Raw genomic sequence first — 16,308 nt, 5'->3', positions numbered from 1 at the left:
AGGGCGCCTGTGCGTAGCGGCCGTTACGCTTACTGCGAAATCTGCTTCGCCGCTTCGACCTGTGACTCGAAGTACGTCTGGAACGACAGCGCGAGTGCGGTCATCAGCAGGAAGGCACCGATCAGCAGCGAGAAGATCACCACGAAGATCACGGTCCAGCCCGACTTGCTGTGCTTGCCTGTCTCCGAGTTGAATTGCGTGTCCCATTTTTCATCGGGGCGCAGCCCGTAGACGAGCGCGGCAAGGAACGCCGCCAGCAGCGAGATCCCGCCGGGAACGGCAAGCCACCAGCCGAGGCCCGCGCTGCGCTGGGTTGCGGCGAGCAGGAGGAAGCCCGGAATGCCGACGATCGTCGCGAGCAGGTGCGCCCAGCCGAACACGTCGCGAAAGCCATACAGATAGAAGCGGTGCGCGCCGAGCGATCCGAACAGGAACGCGAGGGCGGCGGTGAGCGTCTTGGAGCGAAAGCGGCGGGACGGTGCGGTGCTGCTGGACATGGATGGCGGCGTATTGTCGTTGGCATGGGCGGCCGGCGGGCCGGCGCGGGCGCGCGGCCCGGCACGCATTCTACGATGCCCGGTCGGGCCCGGTCATCCCTGTCCTGCGTCAAGGTGCCGCATAGGTCACGCGGTAGATCGCACCCGCGTAGTCGTCGCTGACAAGCAGCGAGCCGTCCGGCAGCGGCAGTACGTCGGCGGGGCGCCCCCATACCGTGCCGTCGGGTCGTAGCCAGCCCGTGACGAACGGGGTCTGGCGCGACTGGCTGCCATCCGCCGAGACGACGACGCGCATCACGCGGTAGCCGACCTTCGTGCTGCGATTCCACGAGCCGTGTTCGGCGATGAAGACATTATTGCGATACGAGGCCGGAAACATCGACCCTGTATAGAAGCGCATGCCGAGTGCTGCGACGTGAGCCCCGAGTTTCAATACGGGCGGCACATAACGGCGGCATACGTCGGCGCCGCCGAATTCGGGGTCGGGCGTGTCGCCGCCATGGCAGTATGGGAAGCCGAAGTCGAGGCCGGCGCGCGGTGCGCGGTTCAGCTTGTCGTCGGGCACGTCGTCGCCCATCATGTCGCGCCCGTTGTCGGTAAACCAAAGCTCGCCCGAATCGGGGTGCCACGCGAAGCCGACCGTATTGCGTACGCCGCGGGCGACCACCTCGTTCCCGCTGCCGTCCGCCTTCATGCGTGCGATGATCGCGTAGCGGTTGCGATCGGCGAGACAGACGTTGCACGGTGCGCCGGTCGGGACATACAGCTTGCCGTCGGGGCCGAACGCGATGAATTTCCAGCCGTGATGGTGTTCGGTCGGCAGCGCGTCGGTGACGACGGCAGGTGCGGGCGGCGTGGCCAGCCGGTCGTCGATACGATCCAGACGCAGAATGCGTGAGACGGCGGATATATAGAGCGCGCCGCCACGGTAGGCGACGCCGACGGGCATGTCGAGCCCGGACGCTACAACATAGCGCGCACTGATCCGGCCCTCGTGCATGACGAATGCGTGAACGCGGCCTTCCCGGGTGCCGACATACAGGATGCCGCGCGGCGACCACGCCATTTCGCGCGCGGTCGGTACCGCGTCGACCAGCACTTCGACGTGGAAGCCGGGCGGCACGACGAGTTCGCCCACCGGCAACGGCGCGGCAAACGCCAGTGCGGACACGAGGCAGGCAAGGCCGGCAAGCAGCGCCGCGAAATGGTGCTGCGCGCGGCGCATCGAGGCGGCGCGAAGGGGCGGCATGACGGTGTGGAACCTCCCGGACACGACGATTGTATGCCCGGCGGACAGGCCGCCTCCGGATTTTTTCCGCGTAAGTGTTTGTTGTACCTCTAGTTTCCGGCTATAATCGCGTGTTTCAGTAGTTTCGAACCCGGTTTTCCCGAAGGACATCATATGGTTATCATCCGTCTGGCTCGTGGCGGCTCGAAGAAGCGCCCGTTCTACAACATCGTTGCTACCGATTCGCGCAACCGTCGTGACGGCCGCTTCATCGAGCGCGTCGGCTTCTACAACCCGGTCGCTACGAAGGGCGAATCGCTGCGTATCGCTCAGGATCGTCTGACGTACTGGCAAGGTGTTGGCGCGCAACTGTCGCCGACCGTCCAGCGTCTCGTGAAGGAAGCGCAAAAGGCGCAACCGGCTGCCTAACATGGCACGGTGTGCCGGTCGTGCCGGCTGTGAGGTGCATTGATGGCGGGTCACGATTCCGGTAATGCAAGGCGCGGGCGTGCGTCGTTTGGCGCATTCGTCCGCAAGCCGGTCGAGCGCGACGCTGTCGCGAACGCCGGTCAGGCTGCCGAGCAGCAGGGCAGTCTCGAAGTGGCGCAAGCCTGGCCCGACGATGCCGTCGAGGTCGGAGCGTTGGTCGACGCCTATGGCCTGAAGGGTTGGGTCAAGGTGGCGACGCATGCCGACGCCGGCCGCGGTGGCGATGCGCTGCTCAAGGCGCGCCACTGGTGGCTGGAACGCGGTGCGGAGCGGCTTTCCGTCCGCATCGTGCAGTCGAAGGCGCACAGCGACACCGTCGTTGCGCAACCCGCGGGCGTCAGCGACCGCGATGCCGCGTACGCGATGCGCGGCTTTCGCGTGTTCGTGCGCCGGGAAGATTTCCCGGCATTGGCCGCGGACGAATTCTATTGGGTCGACCTGATCGGTCTCGACGTCGTCAACGAGCAATCGGTGGCGCTCGGGAAGGTGAGCGGGATGATCGACAATGGCGTGCATTCGATCATGCGTGTCGAGTATCCGGCGACCGGCAAAGACGGTCAGCCGACTACCGACGAGCGGTTGATTCCGTTCGTCGGCGTATACGTCAAAACGGTGGATCAGGCGGCGCGTCGCATCGTCGTCGACTGGGAAGCCGATTACTGAAATGAACCAGGTTACCGAGAGCGCGGTGCAGTTCGACGTCGTCACGCTCTTTCCCGAGATGTTCCGTGCACTGACCGACTGGGGGATCACCAGCCGGGCCGTCAAGCAAGGGCGCTTCGGGCTGCGCACCTGGAATCCGCGTGATTTCACGACGGACAACTACCGCACGGTCGACGATCGTCCGTACGGCGGTGGTCCGGGCATGGTGATGCTGGCCAGGCCGCTCGAAGCCGCAATCGATGCCGCGAAAGCGGCGCAGGCGGAGCAGGGCATCGCGAGCACGCGTGTCGTGATGATGTCGCCGCAGGGCGCGCCGCTCACGCACGAGCGTGCGGTGCGGATGGCGCAGGAACCCGGTGTCGTCGTGCTGTGCGGCCGCTACGAAGCGATCGACCAGCGCCTGCTCGATCGTTGCGTCGACGAGGAAATCAGCCTCGGCGATTTCGTCCTGTCCGGCGGAGAATTGCCGGCGATGGCGATGATGGATGCTGTCGTACGGTTGCTGCCTGGTGTGCTGAACGATTCGCTGTCGGCCGTGCAGGACAGTTTCGCTGACGGCCTGCTCGATTGTCCGCACTACACGCGCCCCGAGGAATACGACGGCGTGCGCGTACCGGACGTGCTGCTCGGCGGGCATCATGCCGAGATCGAGAAGTGGCGGCGCCAGGAAGCATTGAGAAATACGTTGCGGAAGCGGCCGGACCTGATCGTCCGGGCGCGCCGCGAGAAGTTGTTGAGCCGTGCCGACGAGGCGTGGCTCGCGAACCTCGCACGCGAAGCGAAGGACGCCTCCTGAGGCGGCTGCGCGAGCGGGAATTGGCGGTGCCGTACATGCGTGTGCGGCGCCTGATGTGAATCCATCCTCTATCGGGGCCAGGCCTGGAAGCAGGCGGGTGTGAACGCCGACACGATGGCATAAGGAGTCAGTAATGAATCTGATCGCAAAACTTGAGCAGGAAGAAATCGAGCGCGCGCTCGCCGGCAAGACGATCCCCGAATTCGCCCCGGGCGACACGGTGATCGTGAACGTGAACGTGGTTGAAGGTAACCGCAAGCGCGTTCAGGCTTACGAAGGCGTCGTGATCGCGATTCGCAACCGTGGTCTGAACTCGAACTTCATCGTCCGCAAGATCTCGTCGGGCGAAGGCGTCGAGCGTACGTTCCAGACGTACTCGCCGCTGCTGGCAAGCATCGTCGTGAAGCGCCGCGGTGATGTGCGTCGTGCGAAGCTGTACTACCTGCGCGAGCGTTCGGGCAAGTCGGCTCGTATCAAGGAAAAGCTGGTGTCGAAGGATCGCGCCGCAGCAGCTTCCCAAGAGTAAGAGCTGTAAGGAAAAAGCACCCAACCGGGTGCTTTTTTCATTCTGGCGCGAGAATATGCTCGATACGACACGAACCCGAGAGCCCCATTGAATCGCCGCCCCATCATCGATCCCGAAGTCCTGCCGGTCGAAGGCACCGGCGCCGGCCTGCCGGCCATCGATTCCCGCCTGATGACGCCGTCCGGCCTGCGCGACCGTTTCGCGCGCACGCTCGAATGGAGCGTCGAGCCCGGCGAGGCGAGGCTGCAGGAGGGCGTCGATCCACGCAGCGCGGCCGTCCTCGTGCCGCTCGTCGTCCGCGAGTCCGGTCTCACCATGCTGCTGACCCAGCGCGCCGACCACCTGAACGACCACGCCGGACAAATCAGCTTCCCCGGCGGTCGTCGCGAGCCGTTCGATCGCGATGCAACCGCCACCGCGTTGCGCGAGGCGAAGGAAGAGATCGGTCTGGCAGACGAGCGTGTCGAGATCCTCGGCGCGCTGCCCGACTACCTGACCGGTACGGGCTTTTGCGTGACACCGGTGGTCGGCCTCGTGCATCCGCCGTTCACCGTGCAGGCCGACACGTTCGAAGTGGCCGAGATTTTCGAGGTCCCGCTCGCGTTCCTGATGAATCCCGCGAACCATCAGGTTCGTGTGTTCCGCTGGGAAGGCGGCGAGCGTCGTTTTTTTGCGATGCCCTATCCGAATGGCGAACCCGGCGGGCATTACTTCATCTGGGGCGCAACTGCCGGCATGTTGCGCAATCTGTACCGCTTCTTGGCCGCCGGCTAGGCGTGCACGATTATCGGCGTGCGTGGCCGGCTGGCGGGCGACTGCACCGGCAGCCATCCGGTGCTTACGCTGTGCTATCGTTATGCAAAAAATGACATAACTCCGAAGACGGCGCCACGCATGACTTTCTTTTCGGTTCTCCTCGCTCTCATCATCGAACAGGTCCGCGCGTTGTCGCCGAACAATCCGGTGTTCGCGCTGTTCCAGTTTCATGCGGAAACCGTCGCGCATGGTCTCGACGCGGGCAAGCAGAAGCACGGCATCCTCGCCTGGCTCGCGGTCGTGCTGCCGTGGGTGCTGATCGTCGCGCTGATCTATTTCCTGCTGTTCAAGGTGAGCTTCGTGCTCGCATTCATCTGGAACGTCGTCGTCGTGTATTTCACGCTCGGTTTCCGTCAGTTCAGCCATTACTTCACCGACATCCACCTCGCGCTCAATAACGACGACGTGCCGCGTGCGCGCGAAATCCTGCACGAGTGGACAGGCATCGACACGGTCGACATGCCGGTCGGCGAAATCGTCCGCCATACGCTGATTCACGCCGTGGTCGCATCGCATCGCCACGTGTTCGGCGTGTTCTTCTGGTACGTGCTGCCGATCGGGCCGGCCGGTGCCGTGCTCTACCGGATTTCCGAATACCTCGCGCGCAGCTGGTCGACGCCGGGCGACGACCGCACGGCGGCGTTCTCGACGTTCGCGCAGCGTGCGTTCTTCGTGATCGACTGGATTCCCGCGCGATTGACCGCGCTCGGCTTCGCGATCGTCGGCAATTTCGAGGACGCGATCTATGCGTGGCGCAACCACACGCGCCAATGGCCCGATCCGAACGATGGCGTCCTGCTGGCAGCCGGCAGCGGTGCGCTCGGCGCACGCCTCGCGGGGCCGCTCGCGGAACCGTCGAGCCTCGATGCGCTGGCCGTCGGCGACAGCGGCCCGCTGACGGTCGGTGACGATTGCACGCCGCGGACGCTGCAATCCGCGGTGGGCCTCGTCTGGCGTGCGGTGATCCTGTGGATGATTCTGCTGCTGATGCTGACGCTCGCCGTCTGGGTGTCGTGACGGGGCAGTGCGGTACCCGATGAAAGGCAGAAGGCCGGCTTGAAGCCGGCCTTTTTGCTGTGGGTCAGTCGTCCTCCAGCGGATCGCGCACGGCGCCGCATTGCCAGCACGCGGTGAACTGGGCTTCGAGCGCCTCACCGCACTGCCGGCAGCGCCACGGCGCGGCGCCGGCCGACGGGCCGTGCGACGCGGCATCGAGGAGCCGGCGTGCGAGTGCGTCGTCGCGTTCGTCGTCGAGCCACAGTTCGGGCGTGCAGGCGTCGGCGGGCAGGCCGCCGAGCGCGCCGGTCGCGTAGCAGTTATGCAGTTCGCAACCGATGCCGGCTACCTGAAGCACGTTGGCCCAATGCTGCGCCGTCGCGAGATCGGGTGCCTTGAAACGCATCGCGGCTCCTGTTGGTGAACGCCGGCCCGCATGGCGCCGGCTGGCCGCCGCGCGCGTGCCGTGCGGTCAGCGGACGATCTGGCTCGCCTCGTGCACGAGCTGCGCATACAGCGCATGCCGCGACGGTGCGATGCGGCCGTCGGCGACAGCGTCGAGAATCGCGCAGCCGGGTTCGTGCAGATGATGGCAATTATAGAAACGGCAGTCGGCCAGCAGCGGCCGGAACTCCGGAAAGGCGCGCTCGAGACGGCCTTCCGTCAGGTGGTAGAGGCCGAATTCCTGGAAGCCCGGCGAATCGATCAGCGCGCCGCCGCCCGCCAATGGGTAGAGGCGCGTGAACGTCGTCGTGTGACGGCCGCTGTTGAGCGCGGCCGAAATCTCGCGCGTGGCGGCTTCGGCATCGGGAACGAGCAGGTTCACGAGCGTCGACTTGCCCATCCCGGACTGGCCGAGCAGGATCGTCGAATGCCCGGCGAGGTGCGGCATCAGTTGTGCGCGCGCGTCGTCGGGTGAGCCCTTCACGGACAGCTCGAGCACGTCGTAGCCAAGGGCGCGGTAGGGCGCGAGGCGCTCGCGCGCGACCGGCAGCGCGGCTTCGACGTCGATCTTGTTCAGCACGACGAGCGGCTTCAGCTCGTTCGCCTCGGCGGCGATCAGCGCGCGGCCGAGCAGGTCCTCGCTGAAGTAGGGCTCGGTCGCGAGCACGATCAGCAATTGATCGAGGTTGGCCGCGAACAGCTTCGACTTGAACTGGTCGGAACGGTACAGCAGGTTGCGCCGCTCGCCGATCTCGACGATGACGCCCTGGTCGGCCGATGCGAGTTCGTACACGACACGGTCGCCGACCGCGATGTCGCTCTTCTTGCCGCGCGGGAAGCACTGCAGCATCGGGCCGCCGTCGTCGGGCGCGACGATGTAGTGGCGCCCGTGTGCCGCGATCACGCGGCCTTCGACCCGTTGCGCATTCGACGCGCGCGGGGTCGGCTTGCGGGAGGTCGGCCGGCTCATGCGTGCTGCATCAGGCGGTCGATCCGCTGCGATGCAGGCGGATGCGAGTAGTAGAAGGCCGTGTAGACGGGGTCGGGCGTCAGCGTCGACGCGTTGTCCTCATAGAGCTTCACGAGCGCGCTGACGAGATCCTGCGCGTCGGTCTGGCTGGCGGCGAATGCGTCGGCCTCGAATTCGTGCTTGCGCGACGTGAGGCTGCCGAACGGCGTTGCGAAGAACAGGAACACGGGAATCGCGAGGAAGAACAGCACGAGCGCGGCGCCCGCGTTGCTCGTGTCGAGCGATGGCGTGACGCCGAGCCCCGTGTAGAACCACGTGCGTTGCGCCAGCCAGCCGAGCAGCGCGAGCAGCACGAGGCTCAGCACGAACGACACGAGCATCCGCTTCATCACGTGGCGACGCTTGAAGTGGCCGAGTTCGTGCGCGAGCACGGCTTCGATTTCCTGGCCGGACAGGCGCGCGAGCAGCGTGTCGAAGAACACGATCCGCTTCGACGCGCCGAAGCCCGTGAAGTATGCGTTGCCGTGCGCGGAGCGGCGGCTGCCGTCCATCACGAACAGCCCCTTCGCCGCAAAGCCGCAGCGCTTCATCAGCGACTCGATGCGCGCGCGCAGCGCGTCGTCCTTCAGCGGTTCGAACTTGTTGAAGATCGGTGCGATGAAGGTCGGGTAGATCAGCAGCACGAGCATCTGGAACGCGACCCAGACGATCCAGGTCCACAGCCACCACAGGCTGCCGGCCTGGTTCATCAGCCACAGCACGACGAACAGCAGCGGCAGGCCGAGCGCGGCGCCGAGCAGCGAGTTTTTCAGCATGTCGGTGAAGAACAGCCGCTTGGTCATCCGGTTGAAGCCGAAACGCTGTTCGATCCCGAACTGGCGGTAATACTCGAACGGGACGTCGATGACGCTCGTGATCACGAGCACGGCGGCGACGAGCGCGACCTGCTGCCCGTAGCCGCGGCCGATCCAGCCGGTGAGCAGCGTGTCGAGTGCGCCGACGCCGCCGAGCAGCGTGAGGCCGACCAGCACGGCCGCGCTGACGACGATTTCGAGCATCGTCAACCGGGTGCGCTCGACCGTATAGTCGGCCGCGCGCTGGTGGGCGGTCAGCGGGATGGTTGCGCTGAACTGCGCGGGGACGCCGTTGCGGTGCGCCGCGACGAAGCGGATCTGCCGCGACGCGAGCCACAGCTTGGTGACGACCATCGCGAGCACGGCGAGCGCGAACAGCAGGGTGAACGAAAAGGGTGACATCGAAGGCGCCAAAGGGTTCTATGCGAGAATTATATGTTCTAGCGGACCGGCCCCGCTGATGCGATGCCGGCCGCCCGGGCGGCGCCGCGCGCCGTCCGCCATTTTCCAGGATGACTCATGACCGATACCGCCGCTTCCGCCAGCCAGCCCGCGCTCGTGCGCAACGAGTTGAACCTCGTCTGGCTCGACATGGAGATGACGGGCCTCGACCCGGATAACGACCGCATCATCGAGATCGCGGTCGTCGTGACCAATTCCACGCTCGACATCGCCGTCGAAGGCCCCGTGTTCGCGATCCACCAGAGCGACGAAACGCTCGCGAAGATGGACGACTGGAACAAGTCGACGCACGGCCGCTCGGGCCTGATCGACCGCGTGCGCGCGTCGACCGTGACCGAGGCGGAAGCCGCCGCGCAATTGCAGGCCTTCCTCGCGCAGTACGTGTCGCCCGGCAAGTCGCCGATGTGCGGCAACTCGATCTGCCAGGACCGCCGCTTCATGGCGCGCTGGATGCCCGAATTCGAGCGGTTCTTTCACTACCGCAACCTCGACGTCAGCACGCTCAAGGAGCTGTGCCGTCGCTGGCAGCCCGCGATCTACAAGGGTTTCCAGAAGCGGGCAATGCACACGGCGCTCGCGGACATCCACGAGTCGATCGACGAGCTGAAGTACTACCGCGAGCATTTCCTGATTCCGGCCGCATCGGCTTCGGCAGGCGAGTCCGCGCCGGCCGCCTGAGCGATCCGGCACGCGCCTAGCGCGGTGCGCGCTGAGCGCTTTTCGGCCGGAACGCCGCGACCACCGCGGCGTCGGTCTCGATGTAAGGGCCGCCGATCAGGTCGATGCAGTAGGGCACCGCGGCGAAGATGCCGGGCACGGTCGACTTGCCGTCGGCGTCGCGGAGCCCTTCGAGCGTTTCCCGGATCGACTTCGGCTGGCCGGGCAGGTTGACGATCAGCGCCGCATGGTCGGCCGTCTCGCGGATCACCGCGACCTGCCGCGACAGGATCGCGGTCGGCACGAAATTCAGGCTGATCTGCCGCATCTGTTCGCCGAATCCCGGCATTTCCTTCGTCGCCACGGCCAGCGTGGCCTCGGGCGTCACGTCGCGGCGCGCCGGGCCCGTGCCGCCCGTCGTCAGCACGAGGTCGCACCCCGCGACGTCGACGAGTTCGGCGAGCGTGGCGGAGATCGTCGGCGCGTCGTCCTGGATCAGGCGCGTTTCGGCGCGCCACGGCGACACCAGCGCGCCGGCGAGCCACTCCTGCAGCGCGGGAATGCCTTTGTCCTCGTAGACACCGGTGCTCGCGCGGTCGCTGATCGACACGAGGCCGACGACGAGCTCGTCCGGATGGTTACGCTTCGTCGTCGTCATGGTCGTCTCCGGCATCGTCCGCCGCTTCGTCGTCCGCATGGGACGTGCCGCCGGCGGTCTTGATCCACTGGAACAGCTCGCGGAAATAGCGCGGCGGCTTGCCTTGCTGCGCTTCCTTGCGTGCGTTGCGAATCAGCGTGCGGCCTTCCTGGATGTCGGCTTCCGGATGCTGGCGCAGGAATTCGGTCAGCGCGTCGTCGCTCGCGAGCAACTGTTCGCGGGTGCGTTCGATCCAGTGCAGGCGGGCCGTCGCGGCCTTGTTCACGCCGCGCTGCGCGTCGAGCGCGGTGCGCAGCGCGGCCGTCTCGTCGTCGGTCAGCGAGCGCATCACGCGGCCGACGTACTGGAGCTGGCGGCGCTTGCCTTCGTGATCGGTGATCCGGCGCGCCTCGCGCACGGCGTCGCCGAGGCTTTCGGGCATCGGCATGCGTTTCAGCGCGTCCTTCGGCAGATCGACGAGTGCCTGGCCGAGCACCTGCAGCTCGTGCATCTCGCGCTTCAACTGGGATTTGCTGGGGCGATCGTAGCCATTGTCGTCGTCTTCGGCGGCATGCTCGATCGGCTGGATTCGGGTTTTGCGTGTCATGGACGGCATTGTATCGCGCCGCGGACACCCCAAGCTTGTCGGTGTCCGGCCCCGGACCTTGCTATGATCGCGGGATACGCAACATTTTGAACATGCGGGCGCCCGCCCGCCACCGGATACCAAGACGATGGCAGCCAATCTCGACGTACAAGCGCGCTATTTCCCGCACACGCAGGACCAGCTCAAGGAAATCGCCTCGGACATCCTTCGCCATGCGAAGGCGCTCGGCGCGACGGACGCCGCGACCGAAATCTCCCAGGGCGATGGCCTGTCGGTGTCGGTGCGCCGCGGCGAAGTCGAAACGATCGAGCACAACCGCGACAAGATGGTCGGCGTGACCGTGTTCATCGGCAAGAAGCGCGGCAACGCGAGCACGTCGGATTTCTCGCCGGGCGCGATCAAGGATACCGTCGCCGCGGCGTACAACATCGCGCGCTTCACGGCCGAGGACGAGGCGGCCGGCCTGGCCGAAGCCGAGCTGCTCGAAACCGACCCGCGTGACCTCGACCTCTACCACCCGTGGGCGCTGTCGGCCGACGAGGCCGTCGAGCTCGCCCGCCGCGCGGAAGACGCCGCATTCGCGGTCAGCCCGCAGATCCGCAACTCGGAAGGCGCGAGCGTGTCGGCCCAGCATTCGCAGTTCGTGCTGGCCACGTCGCGCGGCTTCCTGTCCGGCTACCCGTACTCGCGTCATTACATCGCATGCGCGCCGATCGCGGGCAGCGGCCGTCACATGCAGCGCGACGACTGGTATTCGTCGAAGCGCAGCGCGATCGATCTCGCGGCGCCCGAAGCGGTGGGCCGTTACGCGGCCGAGCGTGCGCTTGCCCGGATGGGCGCGCGCCGCCTCGATACCCGCAAGGTGCCCGTGCTGTTCGAGGCGCCGCTCGCGGCCGGCCTGCTCGGCGCATTCGTGCAGGCGGTGAGCGGCGGCGCGCTCTACCGCAAGACGTCGTTCCTCGTCGACAGCCTCGGCAAGCCGGTGTTCGCGCCGCACATCCAGGTCGTCGAGGATCCGCACGTGCCGCGCGCGATGGGCAGCGCGCCGTTCGACGAGGAAGGCGTGCGCACGCGTGCGCGCAGCGTCGTCAAGGACGGCGTCGTCGAAGGCTACTTCCTGTCGACCTATTCGGCGCGCAAGCTCGGCACGCAGACCACCGGCAACGCGGGTGGCTCGCACAACCTCGCGCTGCGCAGCTCGAACACGCAGGCGGGCGACGATTTCGACGCGATGCTGAAGAAGCTCGGCACGGGCCTGTTGCTGACCGAGCTGATGGGACAGGGCGTGAACTACGTGACGGGTGACTATTCGCGCGGTGCGGCGGGCTTCTGGGTCGAGAACGGCGTGATCCAGTATCCGGTCGAGGAAATCACCGTCGCGAGCACGCTGCAGGAAATGTTCCGGCATATCGTCGCGATCGGTGCCGATTCGATCGTGCGCGGCACGAAGGAAACGGGCTCGGTGCTGATCGAGCAGATGACGATCGCCGGGCAGTAAGCGGCGCGCGGCATCGGCCGCCATCAAACGAAAAAGCCCGACCGCCATGAACCGGTCGGGCTTTTTTCATGGCGCGTGACGCGTCAGCCGCGCTTGCGTTCGTAGACGACGAACGCATAGCCGAACGTATTCGGCGCGGCCGCCTGGTGCGCATCGCGCGACACTTCCTGCCACTGCGCGGCGTCGGGTGCCGGGAACGAGGCGTCACCGTCGAAGTCGGCATCGATCTCGGTGACGACCAGTTTGTCGGCGAGTGCGAGACCTTCGGTATAGAGCTGCGCGCCGCCGATCAGGAACGCCTCGGGCACGCCGTCGCGTGCGGCGAGCGTCAGCGCATCGGCGAGCGACGTGACCGTGTCGCAGCCGTCGAAGCGACGCGTTGCGTCGCGCGTGACCACGATATTGCGGCGGCCCGGCAGCGGCCGGCCGATCGACTCGTGGGTCTTGCGGCCCATCACGATCGGTGCGCCCATCGTCGTGCGCTTGAAGAAGGCGAGATCCTCGGGAAGTTTCCAGGGCAACTGGTTGTCGCGGCCGATGATGCCGTTGCGGGCACGCGCGACGATCAGGGTCAACGTCGTCATGAAGGTCGGGGAAAGGAAAACCGGAATGGCGCCGATTCTACCGGAACGGCGGCACGCGCCGGTTCCGGGTGCGCGCGTCCGCCTCTCCTCACTGCGCGCCGCGACGCTCGAGGCAAGGCGTCGCGGCGACGGAATGAATAAATAGAGTGCCCGCCGGGGGACGGAGCACAAGAACCGCTTCGTGTTGCGAGCACGACGATGCCGGCATCGGGTCGAGGCTGGCGGCTCGCTCAAATCAATACGTCATCCTGATCAAATGGATCGGCTCGTGCATCACTGGTGGGTACTGCCTTGCGTGGTGCCTTCCATCGCGTGCTGCAAATCGCCCTGCTGCGGTGCCGGAAGTGGCGTCGGCAATTGAGGCGGTGGCGGGATCTCGTCCCACAGGGTCACCGACGTCCTGCCGGCCGGCAACGGTTGCGGTGACGACACGGTCACGATGCCGAACCCGTTGCCGTGCTGCATGCTCGGCGTGTTTGCCGCAAGCAGCATGGCGCGATCCGGATTCGTGCTTTCGTCTGCGCGTGCGGGCGCGGGCGGGCCGGCGGCCGCGACCGCAATGGCCATCGGCACGAAAGAAAGTAAAAGATGTTTTCGCATGGTCGCTGTCTCCGACGGTTTCCATGTTCAGCGAAATGCATGCCATCGCGCCGGGACCGTTGTCGAGACTGCGATTCGTGCTCAAGCGTTGCGAATTGTCTCGAAAAACCGCTGAAAATGTTTCAGGCGTGAAACGAGGGGGCTCGGGAATACTGCTGATTCAATCGATACGCTTCAAGGATGAAAATCGTCGCAAGTGTTGATGACAGAGCGTATCGCTGCGCCGGGGGCTATGTGCAGACGATTGACATGCATCGACCTCCTGAGCGATACGGCCGCATCGCTCACCGCGCTGAAATCGGATTGTCGTATTCAGTGCCTATAACTAAGCTGTCTTGATCAAAATAACTGGACGCGAGATAAGCGCCATCATGCGAGGCTTTGTCGTCGCCACGCATCGGCATGGCGAATCGAGCCGCCTTCGGCTGACCCGATTCGATCCTTTTCGCACGTGACCTGGCGTGCACGGCAATCGTTAGACGGTTGATGAACGGGGTGAGCATATGGGCGCCGATCTGCGGCACGTGATCTACTATTCGCGCGAACCGAACGATGCGTTGCGCGGCCATTTCGACGAATGCGGTTGGCGTGTCGATCTCGCGGAGACCGTGCGAGACGTACGGCGCGTCGTGCAGCATGGTGTCGCAACGGCCGGGCTGCTCGATTTTTCGCCGGGCTTCAAGCCTTCCGACCTGCGCGAACTCGAATCATGTCTGAGCATTCAGCACATCGGCTGGATCGCGGCGACGCGACGCGGCCAGTTGCAGGACGCTACGCTGCGCCATCTCATTCGCGACTACTGTTTCGACTACGTGACGATGCCGTACGAGACGGCGCGGATCGTCGAGACCGTCGGCCATGCACACGGGATGATCGCGCTGACCGAAACCGTTGCACCGCCCGTCGGCGCCGGACGCAGCGAAGGCGAAATGGTCGGGACCTGCGATGCGATGCTCGGGCTCTTCAGGACGATACGCCGCGTCGCGGCGACCGACGCGCCGGTGTTCATCTCCGGCGAATCGGGTACGGGCAAGGAACTGACCGCGGTCGCGATTCACGAACGTTCGTCGCGCGCGCAGGCGCCTTTCATCGCGATCAATTGCGGTGCGATTCCGTCGACGCTGCTGCAGGCCGAACTGTTCGGCTATGAGCGCGGCGCGTTCACCGGCGCGAACCAGCGCAAGATCGGCCGCGTCGAGGCCGCCAATGGCGGCACGCTGTTTCTCGACGAAATCGGCGACTTGCCGCTCGAAAGCCAGGCGAGCCTGCTGCGCTTCTTGCAGGAAGGCAAGATCGAGCGGTTGGGTGCCCATGTGTCGGTGCCCGTCGACGTGCGCGTGATCTGCGCGACGCACGTGGACATGGAAGCGGCGCTGCGCGAAGGGCGGTTCCGCGAGGACCTGTTCCATCGCCTGTGCGTGCTGAAGATCGAGGAGCCGCCGCTGCGTGCTCGCGGCAAGGACATCGAGGTGCTCGCGCGCCACATGCTCGAGCGTTTCAAGGGCGACGCGCATCGTCGCTTGCGCGGCTTTTCCCCTGATGCGGTCGCGTCGCTGTACGGCTATTCGTGGCCGGGCAACGTGCGCGAGCTGATCAATCGCGTGCGCCGTGCGATCGTCATGTCGGAAGGCCGGATGATCACCGCGGCCGATCTCGAGCTGAACGACTTCGCGACGCTCGCGCCCGTATCGCTGCTGGAGGCACGCGAGGCGGCCGAACGGCAGGCGATCGAGCAGGCGCTGTTGCGTCATCGCGGCCGTTTCGCGGATGCCGCACGCGAACTCGGTGTGTCGCGCGTCACGCTCTACCGGCTGATGTGCGCACACGGCATGCGCGATCGCGGCGACACGCTGGCAGGATTTTCGGCGCCGTTGCCGGAACTTCCTCACCACGCTTGCTAAAATTGGCGGGTACGGTCGCCCTCGCGGCCGAAGGAACCCGCATGAAACAGTATCTCGATCTCGTTCGTACCATTCTCGATACCGGCACCTGGCAGGAGAACCGCACGGGGATCCGCACCATCAGCATGCCGGGCGCGATGCTGCGCTTCGACCTGCAGCAAGGCTTCCCGGCCGTGACGACCAAGAAGCTGGCATTCAAGTCCGCGATCGGCGAACTGGTCGGCTTCCTGCGCGCGACGCGCAGCGCGGCCGATTTCCGCGCGCTCGGTTGCAAGGTGTGGGATGCGAACGCGAACGAGAACGCTCAATGGCTCGCGAACCCGTATCGCCAGGGCGTCGACGATCTCGGTGACGTGTACGGCGTGCAATGGCGCCAGTGGCCGGGCTACAAGGTGCTCGACGCGGGCGCCGACGCGCAGATCGCCGATGCGACGCGCCGCGGCTTCCGGATCGTCACGCGTTTCGACGAAGACGGCGCGCCGAAGGTGCTGCTGTACAAGGCGATCGACCAGTTGCGCCAGTGCCTGGACACGATCATGGAGAATCCGTCCGACCGCCGCATCCTGTTTCACGCGTGGAATCCGGCCGTGCTCGACCAGATCGCGCTACCCGCGTGCCACCTGCTGTACCAGTTCCTGCCGAATGCGACGAAGCGCGAAATCTCGCTGTGCCTGTACATCCGCAGCAACGACGTCGGCCTCGGTACGCCGTTCAACCTGACGGAAGGGGCCGCGCTGCTGGAACTCGTTGGCCGCCTGACGGGCTACACGCCGCGCTGGTTCACGTATTTCATCGGCGACGCGCACATCTACGAGAACCAGCTCGACATGCTGCAGCGCCAGCTCACGCGCGAGCCTTACGAGAGCCCGCGGCTCGAGATTGCCGCGCGCGTGCCGGAATACGCGAAGACGGGCGTCTACGCGCCCGAGTGGCTGGAACAGATCGAGCCGTCCGATTTCTCGCTCGTCGGCTACCGCCACCATGAGCCGCTGACCGCACCGATGGCGGTCTGATCGAGCAACCCGGGCCGCGCGGATGCATCGCGCCGCGCCCCGTGGAAAAATGGCCCGACCGGCTGATCCC

20 protein-coding genes are annotated in these 16,308 nt (G+C 65.8%); 10 read left to right on the top strand and 10 right to left on the bottom strand.

Features of this window, described 5'->3' with window-relative positions; all coding sequences use genetic code 11:
- Positions 1 to 29: 29 nt before the first annotated feature.
- Positions 30 to 497, bottom strand: coding sequence for an NINE protein (locus LGM89_RS17750; RefSeq protein WP_226273533.1), 468 nt, complete (start codon positions 495 to 497; stop codon positions 30 to 32).
- Positions 498 to 606: 109 nt separating this feature from the next.
- Positions 607 to 1,746 (bottom strand): PQQ-dependent sugar dehydrogenase, encoded by a 1,140-nt coding sequence (locus LGM89_RS17745; protein ID WP_226204639.1) that lies wholly within the window; start codon positions 1,744 to 1,746, stop codon positions 607 to 609.
- A gap of 153 nt (positions 1,747 to 1,899) precedes the next feature.
- Here LGM89_RS17745 and rpsP point away from each other — a divergent pair, with 153 nt between their 5' ends.
- The 6 genes from rpsP (at position 1,900) to LGM89_RS17715 (ending at position 6,032) form a co-directional block, all read left to right on the top strand.
- Positions 1,900 to 2,154, top strand: coding sequence for a 30S ribosomal protein S16 (gene rpsP, locus LGM89_RS17740; protein WP_006476550.1), 255 nt, complete (start codon positions 1,900 to 1,902; stop codon positions 2,152 to 2,154).
- Positions 2,155 to 2,196: 42 nt separating this feature from the next.
- Positions 2,197 to 2,877 (top strand): ribosome maturation factor RimM, encoded by a 681-nt coding sequence (gene rimM, locus LGM89_RS17735; protein WP_226273532.1) that lies wholly within the window; start codon positions 2,197 to 2,199, stop codon positions 2,875 to 2,877.
- Between the two features lies 1 nt (position 2,878).
- A complete protein-coding gene (gene trmD, locus LGM89_RS17730; protein ID WP_089472387.1) occupies positions 2,879 to 3,673 on the top strand; it encodes a tRNA (guanosine(37)-N1)-methyltransferase TrmD in 795 nt (264 codons plus the stop codon).
- A 133-nt stretch (positions 3,674 to 3,806) separates the two neighbouring features.
- On the top strand, positions 3,807 to 4,199 hold the full coding sequence (gene rplS, locus LGM89_RS17725; protein WP_006753174.1) for a 50S ribosomal protein L19: 393 nt from the start codon (positions 3,807 to 3,809) through the stop codon (positions 4,197 to 4,199).
- 87 nt (positions 4,200 to 4,286) lie between these two features.
- Positions 4,287 to 4,973 carry a CoA pyrophosphatase gene (locus LGM89_RS17720; RefSeq protein ID WP_069247448.1) on the top strand — a complete coding sequence of 229 codons (687 nt, stop codon included), beginning with the start codon at positions 4,287 to 4,289 and terminating at the stop codon, positions 4,971 to 4,973.
- A 120-nt stretch (positions 4,974 to 5,093) separates the two neighbouring features.
- A complete protein-coding gene (locus LGM89_RS17715; protein WP_011351361.1) occupies positions 5,094 to 6,032 on the top strand; it encodes a CobD/CbiB family protein in 939 nt (312 codons plus the stop codon).
- A 64-nt stretch (positions 6,033 to 6,096) separates the two neighbouring features.
- Here LGM89_RS17715 and LGM89_RS17710 read toward each other — a convergent pair whose 3' ends face one another.
- The 3 genes from LGM89_RS17710 to LGM89_RS17700 all read right to left on the bottom strand — a co-directional run bounded on the left by LGM89_RS17710 (position 6,097) and on the right by LGM89_RS17700 (position 8,681).
- Complete coding sequence (locus LGM89_RS17710; RefSeq protein ID WP_089424817.1) at positions 6,097 to 6,417, bottom strand: putative signal transducing protein; 321 nt, start codon at positions 6,415 to 6,417, stop codon at positions 6,097 to 6,099.
- Positions 6,418 to 6,483: 66 nt separating this feature from the next.
- Positions 6,484 to 7,425 (bottom strand): ribosome small subunit-dependent GTPase A, encoded by a 942-nt coding sequence (gene rsgA / locus LGM89_RS17705; RefSeq protein WP_226273531.1) that lies wholly within the window; start codon positions 7,423 to 7,425, stop codon positions 6,484 to 6,486.
- Positions 7,422 to 8,681, bottom strand: coding sequence for a M48 family metallopeptidase (locus LGM89_RS17700; protein WP_011351364.1), 1,260 nt, complete (start codon positions 8,679 to 8,681; stop codon positions 7,422 to 7,424). The genes rsgA and LGM89_RS17700 overlap by 4 nt, the downstream gene beginning before the upstream one ends.
- Positions 8,682 to 8,798: 117 nt before the next feature.
- Here LGM89_RS17700 and orn point away from each other — a divergent pair, with 117 nt between their 5' ends.
- The gene (orn, locus tag LGM89_RS17695) at positions 8,799 to 9,419 is read left to right on the top strand and encodes an oligoribonuclease (protein ID WP_089494343.1); all 621 of its coding nucleotides are present in this window, start codon (positions 8,799 to 8,801) and stop codon (positions 9,417 to 9,419) included.
- 16 nt (positions 9,420 to 9,435) lie between these two features.
- Here the strand turns inward: orn and mog are convergent, their stop codons facing one another.
- Together mog and yjgA are read right to left on the bottom strand one after the other, a co-directional pair.
- Complete coding sequence (mog, locus tag LGM89_RS17690; RefSeq protein ID WP_011351366.1) at positions 9,436 to 10,056, bottom strand: molybdopterin adenylyltransferase; 621 nt, start codon at positions 10,054 to 10,056, stop codon at positions 9,436 to 9,438.
- Positions 10,037 to 10,642 (bottom strand): ribosome biogenesis factor YjgA, encoded by a 606-nt coding sequence (gene yjgA / locus LGM89_RS17685; protein WP_272482667.1) that lies wholly within the window; start codon positions 10,640 to 10,642, stop codon positions 10,037 to 10,039. The genes mog and yjgA overlap by 20 nt, the downstream gene beginning before the upstream one ends.
- A gap of 127 nt (positions 10,643 to 10,769) precedes the next feature.
- On the opposite strand from yjgA, the gene pmbA reads away from it, so the two are divergent.
- Positions 10,770 to 12,140, top strand: coding sequence for a metalloprotease PmbA (gene pmbA / locus LGM89_RS17680; protein WP_226273530.1), 1,371 nt, complete (start codon positions 10,770 to 10,772; stop codon positions 12,138 to 12,140).
- 83 nt (positions 12,141 to 12,223) lie between these two features.
- Here pmbA and LGM89_RS17675 read toward each other — a convergent pair whose 3' ends face one another.
- The 3 genes from LGM89_RS17675 to LGM89_RS17665 all read right to left on the bottom strand — a co-directional run bounded on the left by LGM89_RS17675 (position 12,224) and on the right by LGM89_RS17665 (position 13,827).
- Positions 12,224 to 12,724, bottom strand: coding sequence for a dihydrofolate reductase (locus LGM89_RS17675; RefSeq protein ID WP_089494345.1), 501 nt, complete (start codon positions 12,722 to 12,724; stop codon positions 12,224 to 12,226).
- Between the two features lie 273 nt (positions 12,725 to 12,997).
- Positions 12,998 to 13,216: a hypothetical protein gene (locus LGM89_RS17670; RefSeq protein ID WP_413227471.1), complete on the bottom strand. Its 219-nt coding sequence runs from the start codon at positions 13,214 to 13,216 to the stop codon at positions 12,998 to 13,000.
- A gap of 392 nt (positions 13,217 to 13,608) precedes the next feature.
- Positions 13,609 to 13,827 carry a hypothetical protein gene (locus LGM89_RS17665; protein WP_089495254.1) on the bottom strand — a complete coding sequence of 73 codons (219 nt, stop codon included), beginning with the start codon at positions 13,825 to 13,827 and terminating at the stop codon, positions 13,609 to 13,611.
- Between LGM89_RS17665 and LGM89_RS17660 the strand changes: the two genes are divergently transcribed.
- Together LGM89_RS17660 and LGM89_RS17655 are read left to right on the top strand one after the other, a co-directional pair.
- Entirely contained in the window at positions 13,828 to 15,225 is a 1,398-nt protein-coding gene (locus tag LGM89_RS17660) for a sigma-54 dependent transcriptional regulator (protein WP_089494347.1), read from the top strand. It begins immediately after the preceding gene.
- A gap of 41 nt (positions 15,226 to 15,266) precedes the next feature.
- Positions 15,267 to 16,238 carry a thymidylate synthase gene (locus LGM89_RS17655; RefSeq protein ID WP_089494348.1) on the top strand — a complete coding sequence of 324 codons (972 nt, stop codon included), beginning with the start codon at positions 15,267 to 15,269 and terminating at the stop codon, positions 16,236 to 16,238.
- The last annotated feature ends 70 nt before the right edge of the window (positions 16,239 to 16,308 follow it).

Origin of the sequence: Burkholderia sp. AU31624 (assembly GCF_020420065.1) — a bacterium.
In the GTDB taxonomy this organism is placed as follows: Bacteria; Pseudomonadota; Gammaproteobacteria; order Burkholderiales; family Burkholderiaceae; genus Burkholderia.
This window is presented reverse-complemented; position numbering and strand designations above follow the sequence as displayed.

Excerpts from the sequence above, each read along its gene's own strand:
- LGM89_RS17660 (WP_089494347.1), top strand. The coding sequence starts at position 13,828 with ATGGGCGCCGATCTGCGGCACGTGATCTACTATTCGCGCGAACCGAAC.
- rsgA (WP_226273531.1), bottom strand. The coding sequence starts at position 7,425 with ATGAGCCGGCCGACCTCCCGCAAGCCGACCCCGCGCGCGTCGAATGCG.
- LGM89_RS17710 (WP_089424817.1), bottom strand. The coding sequence starts at position 6,417 with ATGCGTTTCAAGGCACCCGATCTCGCGACGGCGCAGCATTGGGCCAAC.
- orn (WP_089494343.1), top strand. The coding sequence starts at position 8,799 with ATGACCGATACCGCCGCTTCCGCCAGCCAGCCCGCGCTCGTGCGCAAC.
- rpsP (WP_006476550.1), top strand. The coding sequence starts at position 1,900 with ATGGTTATCATCCGTCTGGCTCGTGGCGGCTCGAAGAAGCGCCCGTTC.
- rimM (WP_226273532.1), top strand. The coding sequence starts at position 2,197 with ATGGCGGGTCACGATTCCGGTAATGCAAGGCGCGGGCGTGCGTCGTTT.
- mog (WP_011351366.1), bottom strand. The coding sequence starts at position 10,056 with ATGACGACGACGAAGCGTAACCATCCGGACGAGCTCGTCGTCGGCCTC.
- yjgA (WP_272482667.1), bottom strand. The coding sequence starts at position 10,642 with ATGACACGCAAAACCCGAATCCAGCCGATCGAGCATGCCGCCGAAGAC.
- rplS (WP_006753174.1), top strand. The coding sequence starts at position 3,807 with ATGAATCTGATCGCAAAACTTGAGCAGGAAGAAATCGAGCGCGCGCTC.
- LGM89_RS17750 (WP_226273533.1), bottom strand. The coding sequence starts at position 497 with ATGTCCAGCAGCACCGCACCGTCCCGCCGCTTTCGCTCCAAGACGCTC.
- LGM89_RS17675 (WP_089494345.1), bottom strand. The coding sequence starts at position 12,724 with ATGACGACGTTGACCCTGATCGTCGCGCGTGCCCGCAACGGCATCATC.
- LGM89_RS17700 (WP_011351364.1), bottom strand. The coding sequence starts at position 8,681 with ATGTCACCCTTTTCGTTCACCCTGCTGTTCGCGCTCGCCGTGCTCGCG.
- LGM89_RS17655 (WP_089494348.1), top strand. The coding sequence starts at position 15,267 with ATGAAACAGTATCTCGATCTCGTTCGTACCATTCTCGATACCGGCACC.
- LGM89_RS17745 (WP_226204639.1), bottom strand. The coding sequence starts at position 1,746 with ATGCCGCCCCTTCGCGCCGCCTCGATGCGCCGCGCGCAGCACCATTTC.
- LGM89_RS17715 (WP_011351361.1), top strand. The coding sequence starts at position 5,094 with ATGACTTTCTTTTCGGTTCTCCTCGCTCTCATCATCGAACAGGTCCGC.
- trmD (WP_089472387.1), top strand. The coding sequence starts at position 2,879 with ATGAACCAGGTTACCGAGAGCGCGGTGCAGTTCGACGTCGTCACGCTC.
- LGM89_RS17670 (WP_413227471.1), bottom strand. The coding sequence starts at position 13,216 with ATGCTGCTTGCGGCAAACACGCCGAGCATGCAGCACGGCAACGGGTTC.
- pmbA (WP_226273530.1), top strand. The coding sequence starts at position 10,770 with ATGGCAGCCAATCTCGACGTACAAGCGCGCTATTTCCCGCACACGCAG.
- LGM89_RS17665 (WP_089495254.1), bottom strand. The coding sequence starts at position 13,827 with ATGCTCACCCCGTTCATCAACCGTCTAACGATTGCCGTGCACGCCAGG.